Origin of the sequence: Pseudoxanthomonas sp. JBR18 (assembly GCF_028198165.1) — a bacterium.
GTDB lineage: Bacteria > Pseudomonadota > Gammaproteobacteria > Xanthomonadales > Xanthomonadaceae > Pseudoxanthomonas_A.
The window spans coordinates 4,269,331-4,288,365 of sequence record NZ_CP116339.1; the positions used below are offsets into that span (position 1 = coordinate 4,269,331).

The window sequence follows — 19,035 nt, forward strand, 5'->3', positions numbered from 1 at the left end:
GTATGAATCTCCACCTTGGACCAGTCCTACAGGAACCACGCTGGCGCAAGCCGCGCGGCACTCCCGCGATTGCACAGCCCGGCGCCTTGCCCGCTCTCTCGCCGCACGCCCCACTCACCTTCGGGAACGCAACCTCGGCGCTGGCTTGCGCCTTCAGGTTTCCGAGTGAGGAAAAAGCGTCAGGCGCCGGGACGCGCGCCAGCGCTGCATAGACAAACCGCCAACGCATGGCCGCCTTGATGGCCCTGGCCTCGTAGCGAAGCGGCGCGCATGCATCACGTGCGACCTCGATGCTCGCCGCGCGCGCCACTGGTCGACACCTGCAGAAGGCGCAACTCACCGTAAGAACAAAGACTTTTCTCTTGTTCGGGTGATGCCTGCCCATTGGCCTGATGCCTGGATCGGGTGGCTGGCTTGCGGTGCAGCCGCCACCGAGGCCTTGTAGAGCGGAGCTTGCTCCGCTGAGGCCTTCCCTGCGTTCTGATCGCAGAGCAGCGGAGCAAGCTCCGCTCTACGCGGCGAGGAGATTGTCGGGAACGGCGCTGATCCGGCTGCGAAAAGGCGTCGCGATCGTTGGGGCGCGCAGCTCACCAACGGGCGCTGATGCCAGCCTGTGTTCTCGTCTCCCGCTTCCCGCAGTCGGGAGAAGACGCAAGAAAAAGCCCCGCTTTCGCGGGGCTCCTTCGTGTCGCCGGGAAGGTTGGAACTCAGCCCTTCTGCTGCTTCAGCCAGGCTTCGATCTGCGGCAGGCGCTCGGCGCGCAGCTTGATGCGGGTCTTGATGCCGGTGACTGCGGTTTCCGCATCGCGACGCGAGGTCGGCGCGATGTACTTGTCGGCGAAGGCGTTGAGCTTGTCGACCATCTTCAGGTCGGTCGAGCCGCTGGCCAGGCGCGGGTAGTAGCGCGAGATCGAGGTCGAGTCGACCAGCTTGTTCACCTGCTCGCGATGGTCCACGGCAAAGTCGAACGCCATGTCCGGATGCTCGCGCGAGACGCCACCGATCATGCTGGCGCTGTTGGTCGCACCCGGCTCGTCGGTCAGCGCCATGTCCAGGGCCTTGCGCGCCAGGGCGTCGTCCTTGGCATAGGCCAGCAGGCTGTAGTACTGGTCGCGGACCATGGAAGAGGTCTCCTTCTGCGCCATCTGGTGCAGGGCCTCCCAGGTGGTCGCATCGGCGTTGCGCGCCACGATGCCCAGCACCGTGCGGCGCAGGTCAGGCGAGAGCGAGGACGGATCGGCCTGGAAGGCGGCAAAGCGGCGACGCGCCTCGGCGATGACCTGCGCATCGCCCAGGCTGCTGAGGATGCCGATCAGGCTGCTGCGCAGCTGCTTGGTCCGCGCGGCATCCCCATCGCGGTTGTCCCAGCCCAGCTGCTGGAACTTGGGCGAGAGCCGGCCGATGGCGTACTTGCGCCATGCCGCCTGCGCCTTGGGCTTGCCCTCGAACATGTCGTCGATGCCGCCCAGCGTGCCGGCCACCTGCAGCCACAGGTCGTCGGAGGCCTTCAGCGGCACCTTGGCGGTCAGGTTGAGCATGTCCGATTCGGGCTGCAGGCCGATGGTCGCCAGCGCGCTGGTATCCATCATCACGCCCAGCTGGTCCACCACCGGCAGCGTATTGAAGCTGGCCGTCAGCGCCTTGAACTGCGCCGGCGCGTACAGGGTGCGGTAGTAGCCCTTCTGGCCGGCATTGACCAGCACCGGGCCGTCGCAGCCGGGCAGCTTGACCTGCGCGTCGCCATCGACCAGCACGCGCACTTCCTTGCCATCGGCGCCACGCAGGGCCACCGGCACGTGCCAGCGCAGCGGGGTCTTGTCGGGGCGGTCGACCGTGTATTCGCCCTGCTCCAGGGTCACGGTGGTCTGCCCGCCCGCGCAGGTGGCGCTGGCCTTGATCAGCGGTACGCCCGGCTGCAGGGTGAAGTCATGCGCCACCTGGGTGAAGTCCTTGCCCGGGGCGGCCTTGTCCATCTCGGCCCACAGGTCGTCGGTCACCGCGTTGGCGTGCTCGTGCTTCTTGATGTAGCTGCGCACGCCGGCGCGCCAGGCGTCCGAGCCCACGTAGTCCTCCAGCATGCCGATCACCGCCGAGCCCTTGCCGTAGGTGATGCCGTCGAAGGCCTGGCTGGCCTGCTCCACCGTGGCCACGTGCTGCACCACCGGATGGGTGGTGGCGTAGGCGTCACGGCCCATCGCGCCACGGCTGGTGTAGGCCGCGTCGGTCTTGTCGATGTCCCACTCCGGATGCAGCTTGGCCGTGGTGCGCCCTTCCATCCAGGTGGCGAAGCCTTCGTTGAGCCACAGGTCGTCCCACCACGCCATGGTCACCAGGTCGCCGAACCACTGGTGGGCGATCTCGTGCGCGGCGGTGGTGAACACGCGCTGCTCGTCGTTGACGTTGGAGATGGCCGGGTCCAGCAGCAGTGAGTATTCGAAGGTGAAGATCGCGCCCCAGTTCTCCATCGCGCTGAAGAACTGGCTCTGGCCCGGCGCGGCGATGTTGTCCAGCTTGGGCAGCGGATAGTCCACGCCGAAGTAGTCGTTGTATTCCTTGAGCACGTCGCGGCCGGAATCCAGCGCGAACTTGGCCTGGGACACCTTGCCCTTCTGCGCGATCACGCCGATCTCGGTGCCGTTGGGGCCCATGGTCGTGGCGCGCTCGAAGTCGCCCAGGCCGAAGAACAGCAGGTAGGTCGACATCTTGGGCGAGGTCTGGAAGACCACCTGCTTCATCCCGCCGGCCACGTCCTTGGATGAGGCGATGGGCATGTTGCTCACCGCCATCTGGTCGGCCGGCACCTCGACGGTCAGGTCGAAGGTCGCCTTGAAGTCCGGCTCATCCCAGGACGGGATGAAGCGGCGGGCGTCGGAGTTCTCGAACTGGGTGTACAGCGCACGCTTCTGCCCGCTGTCGGTGGCGTAGTCCAGCGCGAACAGGCCATTGGCCTGGGTGTTGATGATGCCGCTGTAGTCGATGGACAGCGTGTACTGGCCCGGCGCCAGCGTCTTGTCGAAGGCGAAGGTCGCCGTCTGCGCATCGGCACCGGTGCTGACCTTGGCGGTCATCGGCTTGCCCTTGCCGGCGCTGAGCGTGCTGGTGCCGAAGGTCAGGTTGGCCGCCTGCAGGACGATGGTCTTGGTCGGCTGCAGCACCTGCACGTCGATCTTGACCTTGCCATCGAAGGTCATCTTGTCCGCGTGCGGGGTGATCTGCACCGCGTAGTGGCTCGGCTTGGCCGTGCGCGGCAGTTGGGTGGTCACCTCGGCGGAGGACGCCGGGGTGGAAGAAGCAGGAGCGGCTTGGGCCAACGCGGCCACGCTCGTGCTGGCCAGGGCCAGGGCAATGGCGGTCACCAGGGTCTTGCGCATGCGAATCCTCGAAAATGAAGGGCGCCTCAAAGCGCCGACCGGCGATGATCCCCCGCCGCACCGGCAGCCGACACCGCCGGAAGTCATGGCCGGCCCTTCCCGCCGTCCTCCGGTAATCCCCCCGTAGAGCGGAGCTCGCTCCGCTGCCCTCCGGCCAGCGCGCGGAAAACCTCACCCGCGCGGGGAAAGCCCCAGCAGAGCAAGCTCTGCTCTACAAGGCCCGAAGCTCGCAGCACATATTCTCCATCCAACCCCGCGCCGTCGTAGAGCGGAGCTCGCTCCGCTGCTCTCCGCCCAGCCTGCAGAAGACCCAAAGCAGCCAGGGGGCGAGAAACCTCGCCACTCGGGCCGCCTTACCCGCTACGCACCAGCACCGCGCACCGCGCGTCAAGGCACCGCCAAAGCGCGATGCCTCGACACGCGTCCCACAACAAACGCTCAGTGCAGCAGCGCCCCCACCCCATAAACAGCACGCACTTCACGCACGCGACCAAGCGGCGCCCGCTCCCTCAAACGCTGCGACGCCACGGCCTCGAGCACCGCCCGCACTTCCAGGCCGGCATCGAAGACCGTATGCCCCATCTGCGCCAACGTGCCATCGGCGTACTCGGCCATGTCGCTGGCGGCCACCACGTCCCCGTGCGCCGTGATCGCGTGGACCAGCCGGTTGAGCGTGTCGATCTGATCCAGGGTGACGCCAAAGAGGAAATCGCCCGCTTCCGCATCGCCCTCGTCATCGGCTTCCGCGTCGTCGTCATCTTCATCCTCATCCTCATCCGAAGCGACTTCATACGCGATCGTGTCGGCCGTGTCCGCCTGCGATGAGGGCGGGTATGCCTCACTCAGCACCCGGTCCAACCGGTCGGCCAGCAGTTGCAGGGAACCCGCAAGTTCGCCGCCACCTCCGTCCGCCAATCCATCGCCCGCGCCGTCCTCGGCGCGTCGCTGGGCCAGCCCTGCCAGCAATCTGAGATGCGCACTCAGCCGTACCAGCGGGAGCCGGCCTTCCTGATCCAACAGCGCCTGCGCGTCATGAAGTCCATGCGTTTCGTGCGTTGACATCGGTGCCTCCTCATTCCATGAAGTGACCGCCCGCCGGAACGGCGGACGGGAAGTCGGGAGGCTCGAAACCGCAAACAGCCGGCGGGCTTATTCCCCTTGCGGGTGTTGTATTCACCGCCCTCCCGACGCAGGCATCGCGTCGGTTGCGCCTGCAAAACATGCAGGCACAAAAAACCCACCGGTTTGTCGGAGGTGGGTACCGCTGTTTGAGGAGTTTCGAGGCTCCGTGCAGCAAGACTGCTACTGAATTTTCGACGCGTCAAGATAATGCGCGATCAGAATCAAGGAGCGCCGATCAACGGTCGCAATCGCCAAATGCTGTGCAGCTCAATACCAGATCACCGCATCCAATCCAGCGGCATCTGGCTCCACCTCGGCCGGCAGCGAATGCGGTACGCCATCGCGGATCCTCTCAGCCGTCCACAGCGCAGCCAGCGCATCGAGCACGTCGTCCGTTTTGGCCTCGCGCGGAGGAACGGCTTGCAGCAGATCCGAAATCGACACCTCGCCGAACACAGCGGCAAGCAACGCGCTTCTGGCGGCAACGCCAGCAGGCGTGCGCTTGCTGGCGACGACACCCTGCCCCGCGCCACCGGCCAGCGCCGCGAACGACACCTCCGGATGCACCTCGCGCACTACACGGCGCGCCTGCGGGTTACTGCGCAGCAGCTCGTCCCACTCGCGGATCTTGGACAGGATGGCAAAGGACTGGGCCCCAAACCCACGACCGTCGATCGCGCGGTGGCGCCGCGACGCCTCCGGCTGGGTCTGCGCATCCAGGATCCCGCGCACCGGCGTCGAGAAGAGGCTGCAGGCGCGCCGACCGCCAACGAAACGCCGGGCCTCGCGCTCGGCCGGACGTCCGCCGTGCTCGGACAGGCCAATCGGCACGTCCACCGCGATCACTGCGGCATCGCGGTGCGCGTCAACCAGCGCACGTGCATCGCCGTGGACACGCCACGCCAGGCCACCCTGCCCCCGCCACACCGCGATCCAGCCGGACCGGGCCCCGTCCCCCCCGATGCACTGATCCATTCGCTGCTTCCTCCTCCGCCCGGCAAGCCGGCAGGCTCTTCTATACTGCGACGACGATTGCAGGCAAGGCACCACAACATGGACGGGGAACTCGAGCAACTGCAGGCCGAGCTGCGCCGCTTCGCCGCAGAGCGGGATTGGGGGCAGTTCCATTCGCCGAAGAACCTTGCGGCGTCGCTGTCCATCGAGGCCGCCGAAGTGCTGGAGCACTTCCAGTGGCTGACCGACGCGCAGAGCCGCGCCCTGGACGACGAGCAGCGTCAACAGGTCGGCCACGAAATCGCCGATGTCCTGCTCTACCTGCTGCAGCTGGCCGACAAGCTGGGCATCGACCCGCTGGCCGCGGCCCGCGAAAAGCTGGCGATCAACGCCGCCAAGTACCCGGTCGACCTGGCCAAGGGCACCAGCAGGAAATACACCAAACTCTAAAAGAACGGCCGTCCAAGGAGGACTCGCTGGCGTGATCGTCTACCAGGCAACAAAGCGTACTTTCCTGCACGATACCGATCATGCGCAGATCGAGGACGTGGTCGAGCGGGCCTTCGTCCAGCGCGCAGGACGCTACGCATCCGATTCCGAGTTCAGGTCCTGGCGCCATTCGCTCGCCGCCATGGCCCGTGTGCTGCGCGACAGCGAGATCCCGGACGATATCGGCATCGGGGTCGAGTTCGGCATTCCGCAGACCTCCAAGCGCATCGACTTCATCGTGTCCGGCAAGGCCGACGACGGCACGCCGCACCTGGTCATCGTCGAACTCAAGCAGTGGTCCAGCTCTCAGGTCAGCGAGAAGGACGGGATCATCGTCGCCAACCGCGGTGGCCGTGCCGAAACCGAAGGTCCCCACCCCAGCTACCAGGCCTGGTCCTACGCCGCCCTGCTCAACGGCTTCAACGAGGCCATCTACGAATCCGGCACCGAGCTGCGTCCCTGTGCCTACCTGCACAACTACAAGGACGACGGCGTCATCCGCGACGCCCGCTATGCCGCCTACCTCGACAAGGCGCCGGTCTTCCTCGATGGCGCCGAGGAGCTAGCCAAACTGCGCGGCTTCATCAAACAGCACGTCAGGAAGGGCGACAACGGCGAACTGCTCTACAGCATCGAGAACGGCCGCATCCGCCCCTCGAAGATGCTGGCCGACAGCGTCGCCAGGATGCTCAAGGGCAACGAAGAGTTCGTGCTGGTGGACGACCAGAAGGTGGTCCATGAAACCTGCCTGGCGAAGGCCGCGCAGGCCAGCGATGCCCGCAAGCAGGTGGTCATCGTCAAGGGCGGCCCGGGCACCGGCAAATCGGTGGTGGCCATCAACCTGCTGGTCAACCTGACCAAGCGCGGCCAGCTCACCAAGTACGTGTCCAAGAACGCGGCGCCGCGCGCCGTCTACAAGCAGAAGCTGGCCGGTCACCTGCGCCAGGCGGAGATCGGCAATCTGTTCGCCGGCTCCGGCGGCTTTCACGACAGCCAGCCCAACGTCTTCGACACCCTGGTCGTGGACGAAGCGCACCGCCTCAATGAGAAGAGCGGCCTGTACGGCAACCTCGGCCAGAACCAGGTAATGGAGCTGATCCGCAGCGCCCGCTGCACCATCTTCTTTGCCGACGACGACCAGCTGGTGACCTTGTCAGACATCGGCCGCATTGCCGAGCTGGAGCGCTGGGCGCAGGCCGCCGGCGCGGAGGTGACCCGGCTGGAACTGGCCTCCCAGTTCCGCTGCGCCGGCTCGGATGGCTACATCGCCTGGCTGGACAACTTCCTGGGCATCCGGCAGACGGCCAACACCGACTTCGACCGCAACAGCTTCGATTTCCGCATCGTCGACTCCCCGGTCGAACTGCACGACCTGATCCGCGAAAAGAACAAGCTCAACAACAAGGCCCGCGTCGTCGCCGGTTACTGCTGGGACTGGAAGAGCAAGAAGAACCCTAAGGCCTGGGACATCGAGATCCCCGAATACGACTACCGCGCCCAGTGGAACCTCGACAAGGACAGCAGCCTCTGGATCGTCGCCCCGAACTCGGTCGAACAGGTCGGCTGCATCCATACCTGCCAGGGCCTGGAGCTGGACTACGTCGGCGTGATCATCGGCCCGGACCTGCGCTGGGTCGATGGCGAGCCAACGGTTTTTCCGGAATCACGCTCGCGCATGGACCGTTCGGTGCGAGGTTGGAAAACCCTGATGAAAAATGATCCAGACGCAACGCGCGAACGACTAAAGCAGATCGTGCGGAACACGTACAAAACGCTGATGAGCCGGGGGATGAAAGGGTGTTATGTGCACATCGCTGATCGGTCCGAGCGTGACGCATGACCGCTTCTGACCAAAAGCGGAAGTCAACAGCTCGAACACTCACTAGGCACTTATTTCGCTCATAAGTGACATCAGGTTAAATACCTCAACAGCCATCTCTAGATCAAATTTCTTCGCATATTCCCGAACGAGCGAGTCCAGGCTGAATGAATCTTCTGGATCGCGAGTCACGACTACGAGTGTGAATGAAGCCTGCTGGGCGCTCCCATCGATATCCATCTGATTCTTCAACTTCCGAAACTTCTCTAACTGCATTTTTATCTTTGAGCCAATGTCAGCCTCACTCTTGTAAACAACTTCCACTATGTTAACTGTCCGACCCTGCACGATAGCGCCGTCAAACTGATATGCCCCATCATTCACAGTCACTGTGGCCGGGGTAGTGAGCTGCCCGCCGTAGGTCTTGATCAGCTTCGCTAACGCCAGTCTCTCGGCCATGGCTGCTTCGCCTAACTCAAGAGTGGTCTGAGCTAGCCGCGGTGTCGGTGCTGGCGACTGGAACCTGTAGAAATGCTTAGCGTCCAGCGCTCGATCCGTAGCTTGCCCAACAGTGGAGTTACTTGGGTCTACAACGGGCGTGGGCGTAGCAGACGGCTCTACCGCTGGGCCACTATTCACAGACTCAGTTCTTGCGCCAGGCGTTTCCGTCTCACTGGATTCAAAAACATTCGCATGACCAAGATCTCGCACGGCAAGAAAGTTGTCGTTCGTCACCTTGGGACCGTTGATCTTTATGTAGGCAGAGTCATCCCTGAAATCTGCAGGCGCGTAAAGTGCAGAAGGCCTCCTCCAAAGCATTATGAAGAAGAGAAGAACAAGGAGGCAAGGAAAGCCCATTACGAAGTTTACGAAGATGACTTGAATGCCAGGATCTAGGATAGGCAGCACCGCAACGGCACAAGTCTCTGCGATTCCCGCAAATACTGCGATAAGTGTCAGCGGGTTGCTGATAGAGGCTTTCGACATGTGATTTCGCCTGTCCTAGTTGGCGCCAACGTCAATCGTCGACATCTCCGATTGACAATCTTACATTTCTCTCCCGCAGCTTGAAAGCGCCCACCCGGAAAGCGGCGGGTCGCTAGAGGCTGGAGATCTCGATAGCTGGATAGTGGCGGCGGGACGAAAACCCAGTGGTATTTTAGAGCGGATGGCTGCTGAAAGGCGACCTCCGCTAACCCATTAGGTTCCGGATCGTACCCTTACTGCGCATGATGTGTGCCATTGGCCGATAACCGACGCTTGGTCGGACTTGGCCTACCTGTGGTGCTAAATTTGCTTTAATTGGGCAGGCGTGCGATCGGAAAGGGACCTAATGGAACTTCGAGCTCAGCTTCATGATCACCGGCTGAGGACCGATTTGCCACTCCGGCATGGGAAGAAAAGCACCGTTCTCGCTGTAATCATCGAGCGTCCTGAAGGCACTAAGTTGCCCACAGAGGCGGAACTTCGTCTCGACCACTTCGACCTGCGGCTACAAGATGATCGTCCATCTCACTGCGCTCGAGAACACAGACGTACCCGCAGGCACCAAAATATGACGGGTTTGATTCGAGCCTCCGGCTTTGGACATGAGCAAGAATCAGGTACGCAGCGGATTAGGAGTGTATCGAGGAGATGAGAAATTTTTGTCCGCGTTGGAGGTCGATGGCGAACTAGTCAAGCTCGTGTTCGTGCAGATGCGTTGTATTGAGGCTTGCACTAAACGAAACCTAAGGAGGGATCAATGTCATCGTTCCCAGCAAGAGCAGTCGAGATATGGAGGTCATCGCAAGCGGAAGTAATCGCTCCAATATATGGAGTTTTCTCCTTCGAAGTCCTCAAAACTTTGATGGTCCCACAGACTTTGCAGTTCCTCGCAGAACGCGCCAGTCGCCCGCGAAGCGGCGTTGGTGAAATCTCATCCGCGTTCCTGCGGGGCATGCGCCACTTTGATCAGGGCAGGCCCGCGCTACTATTCTGGAAAGAATTCCGAGATCACAAAGAGTTGTTTTCGTTCGATTCCGAGGTTCTTTCCGAGGCGATTCGGCAACTTGAAATCCATACTGACATCAACCTCACCTTTGGCCGAGTCACCTACTTGGCCGATATCGGGCGCGGTCCGGAGTTGCCATTGTGGATACTGTCGAGACTTCCATTCACCAGGGGGATTGCGTTCGAAATCGACGAGCGTGGCGCCACCGAGGCATCACTAGAGGTCGGCGATTTCGAAATGTCGGATAAGGCCAAGGTGGCGCAACAGCATTACTCTACCGGCATGTCCCTGCTCGCAGGAGAGGACTCAATCTCAGGTCTCGTTGATGCTGCTTTTATGCAGTTCTATCTTTCAACAGAGGCGATTCTCGAACGTCATGAGAAGGACAAGGCACTTGAAGCGGGCGCTCAGATGTTCGGCGCCGAGTTCGACGCCAATCTTCAGCTGATCGTGTCTCATGTTTATCTGGCGCGTCACCGTTTCTTTGGTCATGCGCATCCAAAGTACCTTAAGGGGCTTCTGGACACTGACACGGCGTTTGATATTGCGAAGCAGACTCTTGTAGCTCGATGGTGTGCAAGGCGCCTAATGGAGCTTGAACTAAGACGATCATTGGTCAAGCGAGAAATGAGGCTATACGCCAGTCCTCAGGAATCGGTAACATTCAATGGAGATGCTATTTCTCTTCAGTCTAACTTCACTCTACCGTGATTGCGAGCCGTCCTCGCGCCCGCGAGGACGGATGTATAAATATTCGGTGAAGATATTAGGAAGATTTGTCGGGGTAGAAAATAGTTCTCTTCCACCCCAAAACGGCCTTTTGACGTACTAGGTGGCTAGACTCACATCGAGCGCGGCAGCCACCTCCGGATGACAGACGTCTCAACGCGTTGGACGAACGATTCTGCGCAGACCCGGATCAACTTTCCGACAGGTGCCAGGCATTCGCGTTGCACCATGAGTTGTTTCAGTCTGAAGGATCGTAGGATCGCGGCGGCGTTGCGTCGACACCGAACCACTGGCCATCTGCGCCCGATGCAATAAGACGCCGCCAGCTGCGCAGCGCCTAATAACGGTCGTCTTCACGCTGATGCCTGACGGCCAGGACAGTCACCGCCGTGCTGTTTTCGATCCTCGCAAGAACAGATCCGCCGCGCCTTGCGGCGACACCCTCACGTATGGCCTGCACCGCCCGTTCGGCAACCAAGTCATCCCCGCCGCCTGCTGCAGCCGCCCGTCGTACAAACGCTCCAGATCCTGCTGCGCTTCTTCCGTAAGGCGAATGGTGAATGCCGCCCCGGCCTATTCCTTTCGTGCGCGATCCAACCTCGCTTGCAGTCCGTCCAACACATCCTGCGCATCGATGTAGCGCCCTGTCTGGCGCGCCTGCTCGCGCGAAGCCAGGCCTCTGGCGATGAACTCGGTCCGGTAACGGCGACGCCGGACCTCATCCCGCAGCGACTGCTCCATCAGGGCGGACAGACTTTCGCCTTTTTGCAGGACCGACTCGGCGGCTTCGCACAATTCGGGCTCGACCTGCAGGGACGGCAGCGACGCGGTTTTCATGACACACCTCATGCGTTGCAATTGCGATGCATGGTCGCGAGTGATACGGGCGTGTTCAAGCCCCGCCGGTGAAGTTCGCTGTTCGCGAATAGCGAATTCACTATCGCCCAGAAGCACCAAACCCCGCTTGCGCGGGGCTTGGTCTCGGCAAGGCGCTGAAAGGCCCCTCACCCAGCCCTCCCCCGCACGCGGGAGAGGGGGCACAACCTGCAATCAGGCAAACGGATCCTGCAGCACCATGGTGTGGTCGCGGTCCGGGCCGGTGGAGACGATGCTGATCGGGCAGCCGGCCAGTTCCTCCAGCGCGCGCAGGTAGGCGCGGGCGGCGGCGGGCAGCTTGTCCCACTCGGTGATGCCGTGGGTGGTCTCGTTCCAGCCGGGGAACTCCAGGTAGACCGGGGTGCAGTCTTCCCAGCCCTGCGCGTCCAGCGGGGCGTACTCGGTGCGCTTCCCGCGGTATTCGTAGGCGATGCAGACCTTGAGCTTTTCCATGCCGTCCAGCACGTCCAGCTTGGTGATGCACAGGCCGGAGATGCCGTTGATGGCCACGGCGCGCTTGAGGGCGACGATGTCCATCCAGCCGCAGCGGCGCGGGCGGCCGGTGGATGCGCCGTATTCGGCACCGCGGTCGCGGATGCCCTGCCCGATCTCGTCGTCCAGCTCGGTCGGGAACGGACCGCCGCCCACGCGGGTGGCGTAGGCCTTGGCGATGCCCAGCACGTAGTCGATCGAATCGGCGCCCACGCCGGTGCCGGCCAGCGCGCCACCGACGGTGGTGTTGGAGCTGGTGACGTAGGGATAGGTGCCGTGGTCGATGTCCAGCAGCGCGCCCTGGGCGCCTTCGAACAGCACGCGCTTGCCCTGCTTGCGCAGGTCATGGCAGATGCCGGCCACGTCGGACTTCATCGGCTGCACGTATTCGCCGAAGGCCAGCGCCTCGTCGTAGGTCTTCTGGAAGTCCACCGCGTCCACGCCCAGGTACTTGGTCAGCACGAAGTTGTGGTAGTCCAGCGCGGTGCGCAGCAATTCTTCCAGCTGCTTGGGGTAATGCAGGTCGGCGATGCGGATGCCGCGGCGCGCCACCTTGTCCTCGTAGGCCGGGCCGATGCCGCGGCCAGTGGTGCCGATGGCCTTGCCGCCGGCGGCCTTCTCGCGGGCCTGATCCAGGGCGATGTGGTACGGCATGATCAGCGGTGCGGCCGGGGAGATCTTCAGGCGGCTGCGCACTTCCACGCCAGCCGTCTCCAGCTCCTCGATCTCCTTGATCAGGGCGGCCGGGCTGATGACCACGCCGTTGCCGATCAGGCACAGCGCGTCGTCGCGCAGGATGCCGGACGGGATGAGGTGCAGGACGGTCTTCTTGCCGTTGATGACCAGGGTATGGCCGGCGTTGTGGCCGCCCTGGAAGCGCACGACCGCGCCGATCTCCTCGGTGAGCAGATCGACGATCTTGCCCTTGCCTTCATCGCCCCACTGGGCGCCCAACACCACCACTGACTGACCCATGACGGGTACTCCTGTTTTGTTGCGGCCATCGGGGCCGCGGACTTGGGCCGTGCAAGGGAGGGCCCTGGCGCGTTGACCGGGGTGCCATCGGGGCGCCCCACGCGTTGCGGCCGTGCCCAGACACGGAAAAAGCCGGAGGGCTTGGCTCGATCACGAGCGGCCGTCCGGCTTTCGGGAATTATCCGGGTTTTTGGTGACGGGGGCCACCACGGGGATGAACGGGTGGTGGCCGGGGGGCCGCGATCGTGAAAGGCAGCGGAGCGGTTGGGGCCGGGCCGCAGCGGAGCGAAAGGCAGCGGGAACAAAAGACAGCGGAGCTAGCTCCGCACTACAAGGGGGCGGTTTGGGGCGGGTCGCTAGGGGCAGCGGAGCGAGCTCCGCTCTACATGGGCGGGGGTCAGCGGTCGGACTTGAGGTACTGGAGGAAGGGGTCGTTCTTATCCAGCACCACCACCGCGTTGCCATCGGCGAAGGCGTTCCGGTAGGCCTCCAGGCTGCGGTAGAAGGCGTAGAACGCCGGATCGGCGCCGCTGGCCTTGGCATAGACCTGGGCGGCCTGGGCATCACCTTCGCCCCGCAGGCGCTGGGCATCGCGCTCTGCCTCGGCGGCGATCACCACCTGCTGGCGGTCGGCCTCGGCCTTGATGGTGCGGGCCTGCTCCTCGCCTTCGGCGCGCAGGGCACTGGCCACCTGCAGGCGCTGGGCGCGCATGCGGTCGTAGACCTCGCCCAGCACCTTGCTGTCCTGCGGCAGGTCGATCTGCTTGAGGCGGATGTCCACCAGGTGCATGCCCAGGTTCTTGATCGCCGCGTTGATGGCCTCCAGCTGGGTGGCGATGATTTCGCTGCGATCGCCGGAGACCAGTTGGGTCAGCGTGCGCGAGTTGATCTCGTTGCGCAGCGAGTTGGTGATGATCGGCGTCAGGCGGGTGTTGGCATTGCGCTGGTCACCCCCGGTGGCGCGGTAGTAGGCGCGCACGTCGGAGATGTAACCGACGGCGAAGAAGTCCACCGACACATCCTTCTGCTCGGAGGTGAAGTAGCGCTCCGGTGCGGTTTCCAGGATCTGGAAGCGCCGGTCGAACACGCGCACGGTTTCCACCACCGGCAATTTGAAGTGCAGTCCTGGCTTGACGTCATCGCGCACCACCCGGCCCAGGTTGAGCACCATGGCGGTCTGGTCCTCGCGCACCACGTACACCGAGCCCATCAGCGCCAGCAGGATGGCCACGATCACGGCCACGATCAGGGAAGTCTTCATTCAGCGGCCCTCCGGACGGCCAGTGGGTCGAGGCGGACGCTGGCTATCGCTGGATGAGGACGACGCGCTGCTGCTGCCACCGCTGCTGCTCCCCGAGCCGTCCGAGGACTGGAGCAAGGTCTCGGGCGACAGGCGCGGCAGGCTGGACGTCGGCGGCAGCGGGCCACCGTTCTGCGCCCCTTGCTGCATCGGCACGTAGATCAGCTGGCGACCATCGCCGCCGACGACCTTGCGGTTGTGCGACAGCACGTCTTCCATGGTCTCCAGCCACAGGCGCTTGCGGGTGGTCTCAGGCGCGCCGGCGTACTGCTGCTGCAGCAGGGTGAAGCGATCGGCATCGCCCTGGGCCTTGGCGATGGCCGCCTCCTTGTAGCCCTCGGCGGCGGTGCGGGTGCGTGCAGCCTCGCCCCGGGCCTCGGGCACCACGCGCGCCGCGTAGGCCTGGGCCTCGTTGACCAGGCGCTCGCGGCTCTGCTGGGCGCTGTTGACGTCGTCGAAGGCGGCCTTGACCTCATCGGGCGGACGCGCGTTGGGCAGGGTCAGGTCGGTGACGGCCATGCCCGAGTGGTAGGCATCCAGCGCGTCTTGCAGGCGGGCCTTGGCGGCGGCGGCCAGCGGTCCGCGCTTGTTGAGCACGTCTTCCAGGCTGGCCCGGCCAACCTGCTCGCGCACCGCGCTCTGCGCGGCCTGCTGCAGCACCTGGTCGGCATCCTGCGTGCCGTAGAGGTATTGGCGCGGATCGCTGATGCGGTACTGCACGTTGAAGCTGACGCTGACGATGTTCTCGTCACTGGTCAGCACCGGCAAGGTGTTGCTGAAGGTGCCGATGGTGGTGACCTGCACGTTGCGCACGCTTTCGATGGGCCAGGGCCACTTGAAGTTGGGGCCCGGCTGCATGATGCGGGCGAACTGGCCAAAGCGCAGGACCACGCCGCGCTCCTGCTCGCCGACCAGCTGGAAGCTGCTGAACGCCACGATCAACAGCACCACCAGCCCGATCCAGCGCAGCGACCCACCACCACCGGAAAAGAACCCGCGCAGTTGCGAAAGCAGGTTGTCCGCGCCGCCCGGCTTCCAGCCGTTGCGTCCTCTGCCCGGCCCACGACCGCCGCTACCGTTGTCTCCCGAACCGCTACCAGGGGTGTTCCAGGCCATGCCAACTCCGCTTTGATGGGTGCAAGCGCCCCCGGGTCACCGGGGCGCAGCGCCGCACGATTCTACAAGGTCGCCGCGGGGATGCCGGCTGACACCCCTGTCATGGCGTCCCGCAGGCCGGCGCACAAGGGGGACCATCGGGTGTTGACGGCGCGTCCGGGGCCTGAACCCCAGCGGCTGCCCGACATCGGCAGACCACGCGGGAATGACATGAATGCTGGTACCACTAGAACGTTTTCAACGGAACGCCCCCATGTCGACCCCGATCGAGGATTACGCAATGCTGGGCGATTGCCGCAGTGCCGCACTGGTCTGCCGCAATGGCTCCATCGACTGGCTCTGCCTGCCACGCTTTGATTCCGATGCGGTGTTTGCCGCACTGCTGGGCACGCCAGAACACGGCCGCTGGCTGCTGTGCCCGGACGTGCCATCCCGAAGTTCGCGCCGCTACCTGGACGGCAGCCTGGTCCTGGAAACGACGTTCGAAACCGAGGAAGGCGCGGTCCGGCTGCAGGACTTCATGGTCGCCAGCCACGACGGGCATACCCACAGCCACCTGATCCGCCGCGTGTGTGGCGTGCGTGGCCGGGTGCCGATGAAGACCGAGCTGGTCATGCGCTTCGGGCATGGACGCATCGTGCCCTGGGTGACCCAGGACGCCGATGGCCTGCGCGCGGTCGCCGGACCGGACCAGCTGGTGCTGCGCACACCGCTGGAAATGGAAGGCCAGGACATGACCTCCACCGCGCAGTTCACGCTGGGCGAAGGCGAATCGACCTGGTTCGTGCTCAGCCACGGGCCTTCACACCTGGAGGCGCCACCGTCGGTGGACCCCGAAGAAGCCTTGTCCACGACGCTGTCGTTCTGGGAGGAATGGTCAGGCGCCTGCGCGCAGGCCGGGCGCTGGAGCGAGCAGGTCAAGCGCTCGCTGGTGGTGCTCAAGGGCCTGAGCTATCTGCCCACCGGCGCGATCATCGCGGCGCCCACCGCCTCGTTGCCCGAGCAGATCGGCGGCGAGCGCAACTGGGACTATCGCTACTGCTGGCTGCGCGACAGCGCCTTCGTCCTGCTGGCGCTGATGAATGCGGGGTTTCGCGAGGAAGCCGGCGCGTTCCGTGACTGGGTCAAGCGCGCGGTCGCCGGGACGCCGGACCAGTTGCAGGCGCTCTACAGCGTCGATGGCGTGCGCAGGCTGGAAGAATGGTCGGCAGACTGGCTGCCCGGCTACGAGGATTCACGCCCGGTCAATTTCGGCAACGCGGCCGCGCGCCAGTTCCAGCTGGACGTCTACGGCGAGCTGATCAGCCTGTTCGAAGTGGCGCGCATGCGGGGCATGCCCGCCGGTGATTACGGCAACGAGCTGGAGCGCGCCTTCCTGCTGGAGCTGGAGAAGCGCTGGCACGACCCGGACGAAGGCATCTGGGAGGTGCGCTCCGGTCGGCGCCATTTCACCCATTCCAAGATGATGGCGTGGCTGGCTTTCCACCTGGCCTCGGACAACGATGAGAGCGGCTTCAGCGATGAAGATCGCGCCCGCTGGGCCGCGCAGGCCGAGGCGGTGCACGCCGAAATCCTCGAACGCGGCCTGCATCGCGATGGCTACTTCGTGCAGAGCTATGACAGCGAGGAACTCGATGCCGCTCTGCTGCTGATGCCGCTGATCGGCTTTCTACCCGGGGACGATCCGCGCCTGATCGCCACGGTGGAGGCCATCCAGGCGCGCCTGACCGTCGACGGGCTGGTCCAGCGCTACTCCACCCATGGCAGCGCCGATGGCCTGCCGCCCGGCGAAGGCACCTTCCTGGCCTGCAGCTTCTGGCTGGTGGAGGCGCTGGTGATGATCGGGCGCCTCGACGAGGCCACCACGCTCTACGACAACCTGCACGGCCTGTGCAACGACGTGGGGCTGCTGGCCGAGGAATACGACCCGCAGACCAAACGCATGCTGGGCAACTTCCCGCAGGGCTATTCGCACGTGGCGCTGGTCAACGCGGCCTATCGCCTCAACGACGCAGACAACACCAGGCGCACCAGCGCAGAGGTACATCCATGACCGATACGACTTCCCCCGGCGTGACCGACACCGGCGCACTGGCGCCGCCCTGCGTGCTGGTCCTGTTCGGCGCGCGCGGCGATCTGGCGCGACGGCTGGTGATCCCGGCGCTGTACAACCTGCGCCGCGCCGGGCAGCTGGACGAGCACTTCGCAATCCTGGGCTTCGACCATGGCGAGATCGGCGAAAGCGCCTGGCGGCGCAACATCGGCAATGCCCTGCGTGCGCAGGCCTCCGCCACCGGCACCGAATTCAGTGCGCCAGGCATCGACGAGGACACCTGGCGCTGGCTGAGCCGGCGCATGTATTACCAGCGCGGGGACTTCACCTCCGCCGCCGACTATCGCGCGCTCAAGGAGCGACTGGTCGAGCTGGATCGCAAGCACGGCACCCAGGGCAATGCGCTGTTCTACCTGGCGACCGCGCCGCGCTTCTTCGGCACGGCGGTCAAGGAGCTGGGTCGGGCTGGGATGGTCAAGCAGGACGACGCCGGCTCCTGGCGCCGGGTGATCATCGAGAAGCCCTTCGGCCATGACCTGGAGAGCGCACGCGCGCTCAACACGCAGGTCGCCAAGGTCCTGTCCGAGGATCAGGTGTTCCGCATCGACCACTTCCTGGGCAAGGAGACGGTGCAGAACATCCAGGCCTTCCGCTTCGCCAACGGCCTGTTCGAACCGGTGTGGAACCGCGACCGCATCGACCATGTGCAGATCACCGCCTCGGAGACCATCGGCGTGGAGGGACGCGGCGGCTTTTACGAACCCACCGGTGCCCTGCGCGACATGGTGCCCAACCACCTGTTTCAGGTGCTGGCCATGGTGGCCATGGAGCCGCCGACGGATTTCACGCCCAAAGCGATGCTGCGCAGGCGCTCGGAGGTGATCGAGGCCGTGCGCCCGCTGGCGCCCGAGGACGTGGTGCGCGGCCAGTACGCCGCCGGAACCGTCAACGGCGAGGCGGTGTCGGCCTACCGCGACGAAGACACCACCTCGTCCACGTCCGAGACCGAGACCTACGTGGCGATGAAGCTGGCCATCGACACCTGGCGCTGGGCCGGCGTGCCCTTTTACCTGCGCACCGGCAAACGCCTGCGCACGCGCACCACCGAGGTGGCGATCCGCTTCAAGCCCGCGCCACTGGCGCCGTTCCGGCACACGGCGGTGGGTGGCTACGGGCCGGACTGGCTGGTGCTGCACATCCAGCCCGACGAGGGGATCTCGCTGCAGTTCGACGTCAAGCGCCCGGGCTATCCGGTGGCGCTGGCGCCGGTGCGAATGGACTTCCGTTATCGCGACTGGTTTCCACAGCAGAACACGGTGGGCTATGAGCGCCTGCTGCACGACTGCATGCGCGGCGAGGCAGCGTTGTTCCAGGACGCCACCATGGTCGACGCGGCCTGGCGCATCGTGCAGCCGGTGCTGGATGCCTGGGCCAAGCAACCGCCGACCGAATTCCCCAACTATGCCGCTGGCAGTGCCGGCCCCACCGCCAGCGACGCGCTGCTGGCGCTCGATGGCGGCCGCACCTGGCGGGCCCTGACCCCGGGCCGCACCCGTCCGCCGCAGCGGGCGCGGCGCCTGGCGGCCGAGGCGGGCCGCGCCAAGGCCGGGGCCAAGAAGACGGCCGCCAAGAAGGCCACCAAGGCCGCCAAGGCGCCCGCCGCCAAACAGCCCAGCGCCACAAAGACACCCGCGAAGCGAGCAAAACGCGCGTCCGCGACCAAGTCCGGCCGCGCCAAGTCGTGAC

General features: G+C 64.6%; 13 protein-coding genes. 5 read left to right on the plus strand and 8 right to left on the minus strand.

Features of this window, described 5'->3' with window-relative positions; translation table 11 throughout:
* Nucleotides 1-707: 707 nt before the first annotated feature.
* The 3 genes from PJ250_RS19115 to PJ250_RS19125 form a co-directional block, all read right to left on the minus strand.
* The gene (locus tag PJ250_RS19115) at nt 708-3,371 is read right to left on the minus strand and encodes a M1 family metallopeptidase (RefSeq protein WP_271646196.1); all 2,664 of its coding nucleotides are present in this window, start codon (nt 3,369-3,371) and stop codon (nt 708-710) included.
* A gap of 438 nt (nt 3,372-3,809) precedes the next feature.
* Nucleotides 3,810-4,433, minus strand: coding sequence for a hypothetical protein (locus PJ250_RS19120; protein ID WP_271646197.1), 624 nt, complete (start codon nt 4,431-4,433; stop codon nt 3,810-3,812).
* Nucleotides 4,434-4,760: 327 nt separating this feature from the next.
* Nucleotides 4,761-5,468 (minus strand): DUF429 domain-containing protein, encoded by a 708-nt coding sequence (locus tag PJ250_RS19125; protein WP_271648705.1) that lies wholly within the window; start codon nt 5,466-5,468, stop codon nt 4,761-4,763.
* A 78-nt stretch (nt 5,469-5,546) separates the two neighbouring features.
* On the opposite strand from PJ250_RS19125, the gene PJ250_RS19130 reads away from it, so the two are divergent.
* Together PJ250_RS19130 and PJ250_RS19135 are read left to right on the plus strand one after the other, a co-directional pair.
* Nucleotides 5,547-5,897: a nucleotide pyrophosphohydrolase gene (locus tag PJ250_RS19130; RefSeq protein WP_271646198.1), complete on the plus strand. Its 351-nt coding sequence runs from the start codon at nt 5,547-5,549 to the stop codon at nt 5,895-5,897.
* Between the two features lie 31 nt (nt 5,898-5,928).
* A complete protein-coding gene (locus PJ250_RS19135) occupies nt 5,929-7,776 on the plus strand; it encodes a DUF2075 domain-containing protein (RefSeq protein WP_271646200.1) in 1,848 nt (615 codons plus the stop codon).
* Nucleotides 7,777-7,818: 42 nt separating this feature from the next.
* On the opposite strand, the gene PJ250_RS19140 is transcribed toward PJ250_RS19135, so the two are convergent.
* A complete protein-coding gene (locus tag PJ250_RS19140) occupies nt 7,819-8,742 on the minus strand; it encodes a hypothetical protein (protein ID WP_271646202.1) in 924 nt (307 codons plus the stop codon).
* Nucleotides 8,743-9,499: 757 nt separating this feature from the next.
* Here PJ250_RS19140 and PJ250_RS19145 point away from each other — a divergent pair.
* Nucleotides 9,500-10,459, plus strand: a complete 960-nt coding sequence (locus tag PJ250_RS19145) for a hypothetical protein (protein WP_271646203.1) — start codon at nt 9,500-9,502, stop codon at nt 10,457-10,459.
* A gap of 591 nt (nt 10,460-11,050) precedes the next feature.
* Here the strand turns inward: PJ250_RS19145 and PJ250_RS19150 are convergent.
* The 4 genes from PJ250_RS19150 to hflK form a co-directional block, all read right to left on the minus strand.
* On the minus strand, nt 11,051-11,314 hold the full coding sequence (locus PJ250_RS19150; RefSeq protein WP_271646204.1) for a YlcI/YnfO family protein: 264 nt from the start codon (nt 11,312-11,314) through the stop codon (nt 11,051-11,053).
* Between the two features lie 213 nt (nt 11,315-11,527).
* A complete protein-coding gene (locus PJ250_RS19155) occupies nt 11,528-12,820 on the minus strand; it encodes an adenylosuccinate synthase (RefSeq protein ID WP_271646205.1) in 1,293 nt (430 codons plus the stop codon).
* Between the two features lie 397 nt (nt 12,821-13,217).
* A complete protein-coding gene (locus PJ250_RS19160; protein WP_271646206.1) occupies nt 13,218-14,081 on the minus strand; it encodes a protease modulator HflC in 864 nt (287 codons plus the stop codon).
* Complete coding sequence (hflK, locus tag PJ250_RS19165) at nt 14,082-15,236, minus strand: FtsH protease activity modulator HflK (RefSeq protein WP_271646207.1); 1,155 nt, start codon at nt 15,234-15,236, stop codon at nt 14,082-14,084.
* A gap of 253 nt (nt 15,237-15,489) precedes the next feature.
* On the opposite strand from hflK, the gene PJ250_RS19170 reads away from it, so the two are divergent.
* On the plus strand, nt 15,490-17,289 hold the full coding sequence (locus PJ250_RS19170) for a glycoside hydrolase family 15 protein (protein ID WP_271646208.1): 1,800 nt from the start codon (nt 15,490-15,492) through the stop codon (nt 17,287-17,289).
* On the plus strand, nt 17,286-19,034 hold the full coding sequence (gene zwf, locus PJ250_RS19175) for a glucose-6-phosphate dehydrogenase (RefSeq protein ID WP_271646210.1): 1,749 nt from the start codon (nt 17,286-17,288) through the stop codon (nt 19,032-19,034). The genes PJ250_RS19170 and zwf overlap by 4 nt, the downstream gene beginning before the upstream one ends.
* The last annotated feature ends 1 nt before the right edge of the window (nt 19,035 follow it).

What these genes read in the sequence shown, in the direction of transcription:
- PJ250_RS19160 (WP_271646206.1), bottom strand. Translation starts at nt 14,081, where the DNA reads ATGAAGACTTCCCTGATCGTGGCCGTGATCGTGGCCATCCTGCTGGCG.
- hflK (WP_271646207.1), bottom strand. Translation starts at nt 15,236, where the DNA reads ATGGCCTGGAACACCCCTGGTAGCGGTTCGGGAGACAACGGTAGCGGC.
- PJ250_RS19170 (WP_271646208.1), top strand. Translation starts at nt 15,490, where the DNA reads ATGTCGACCCCGATCGAGGATTACGCAATGCTGGGCGATTGCCGCAGT.
- PJ250_RS19130 (WP_271646198.1), top strand. Translation starts at nt 5,547, where the DNA reads ATGGACGGGGAACTCGAGCAACTGCAGGCCGAGCTGCGCCGCTTCGCC.
- PJ250_RS19120 (WP_271646197.1), bottom strand. Translation starts at nt 4,433, where the DNA reads ATGTCAACGCACGAAACGCATGGACTTCATGACGCGCAGGCGCTGTTG.
- PJ250_RS19115 (WP_271646196.1), bottom strand. Translation starts at nt 3,371, where the DNA reads ATGCGCAAGACCCTGGTGACCGCCATTGCCCTGGCCCTGGCCAGCACG.
- PJ250_RS19145 (WP_271646203.1), top strand. Translation starts at nt 9,500, where the DNA reads ATGTCATCGTTCCCAGCAAGAGCAGTCGAGATATGGAGGTCATCGCAA.
- PJ250_RS19125 (WP_271648705.1), bottom strand. Translation starts at nt 5,468, where the DNA reads ATGGATCAGTGCATCGGGGGGGACGGGGCCCGGTCCGGCTGGATCGCG.
- PJ250_RS19155 (WP_271646205.1), bottom strand. Translation starts at nt 12,820, where the DNA reads ATGGGTCAGTCAGTGGTGGTGTTGGGCGCCCAGTGGGGCGATGAAGGC.
- zwf (WP_271646210.1), top strand. Translation starts at nt 17,286, where the DNA reads ATGACCGATACGACTTCCCCCGGCGTGACCGACACCGGCGCACTGGCG.
- PJ250_RS19140 (WP_271646202.1), bottom strand. Translation starts at nt 8,742, where the DNA reads ATGTCGAAAGCCTCTATCAGCAACCCGCTGACACTTATCGCAGTATTT.
- PJ250_RS19150 (WP_271646204.1), bottom strand. Translation starts at nt 11,314, where the DNA reads ATGAAAACCGCGTCGCTGCCGTCCCTGCAGGTCGAGCCCGAATTGTGC.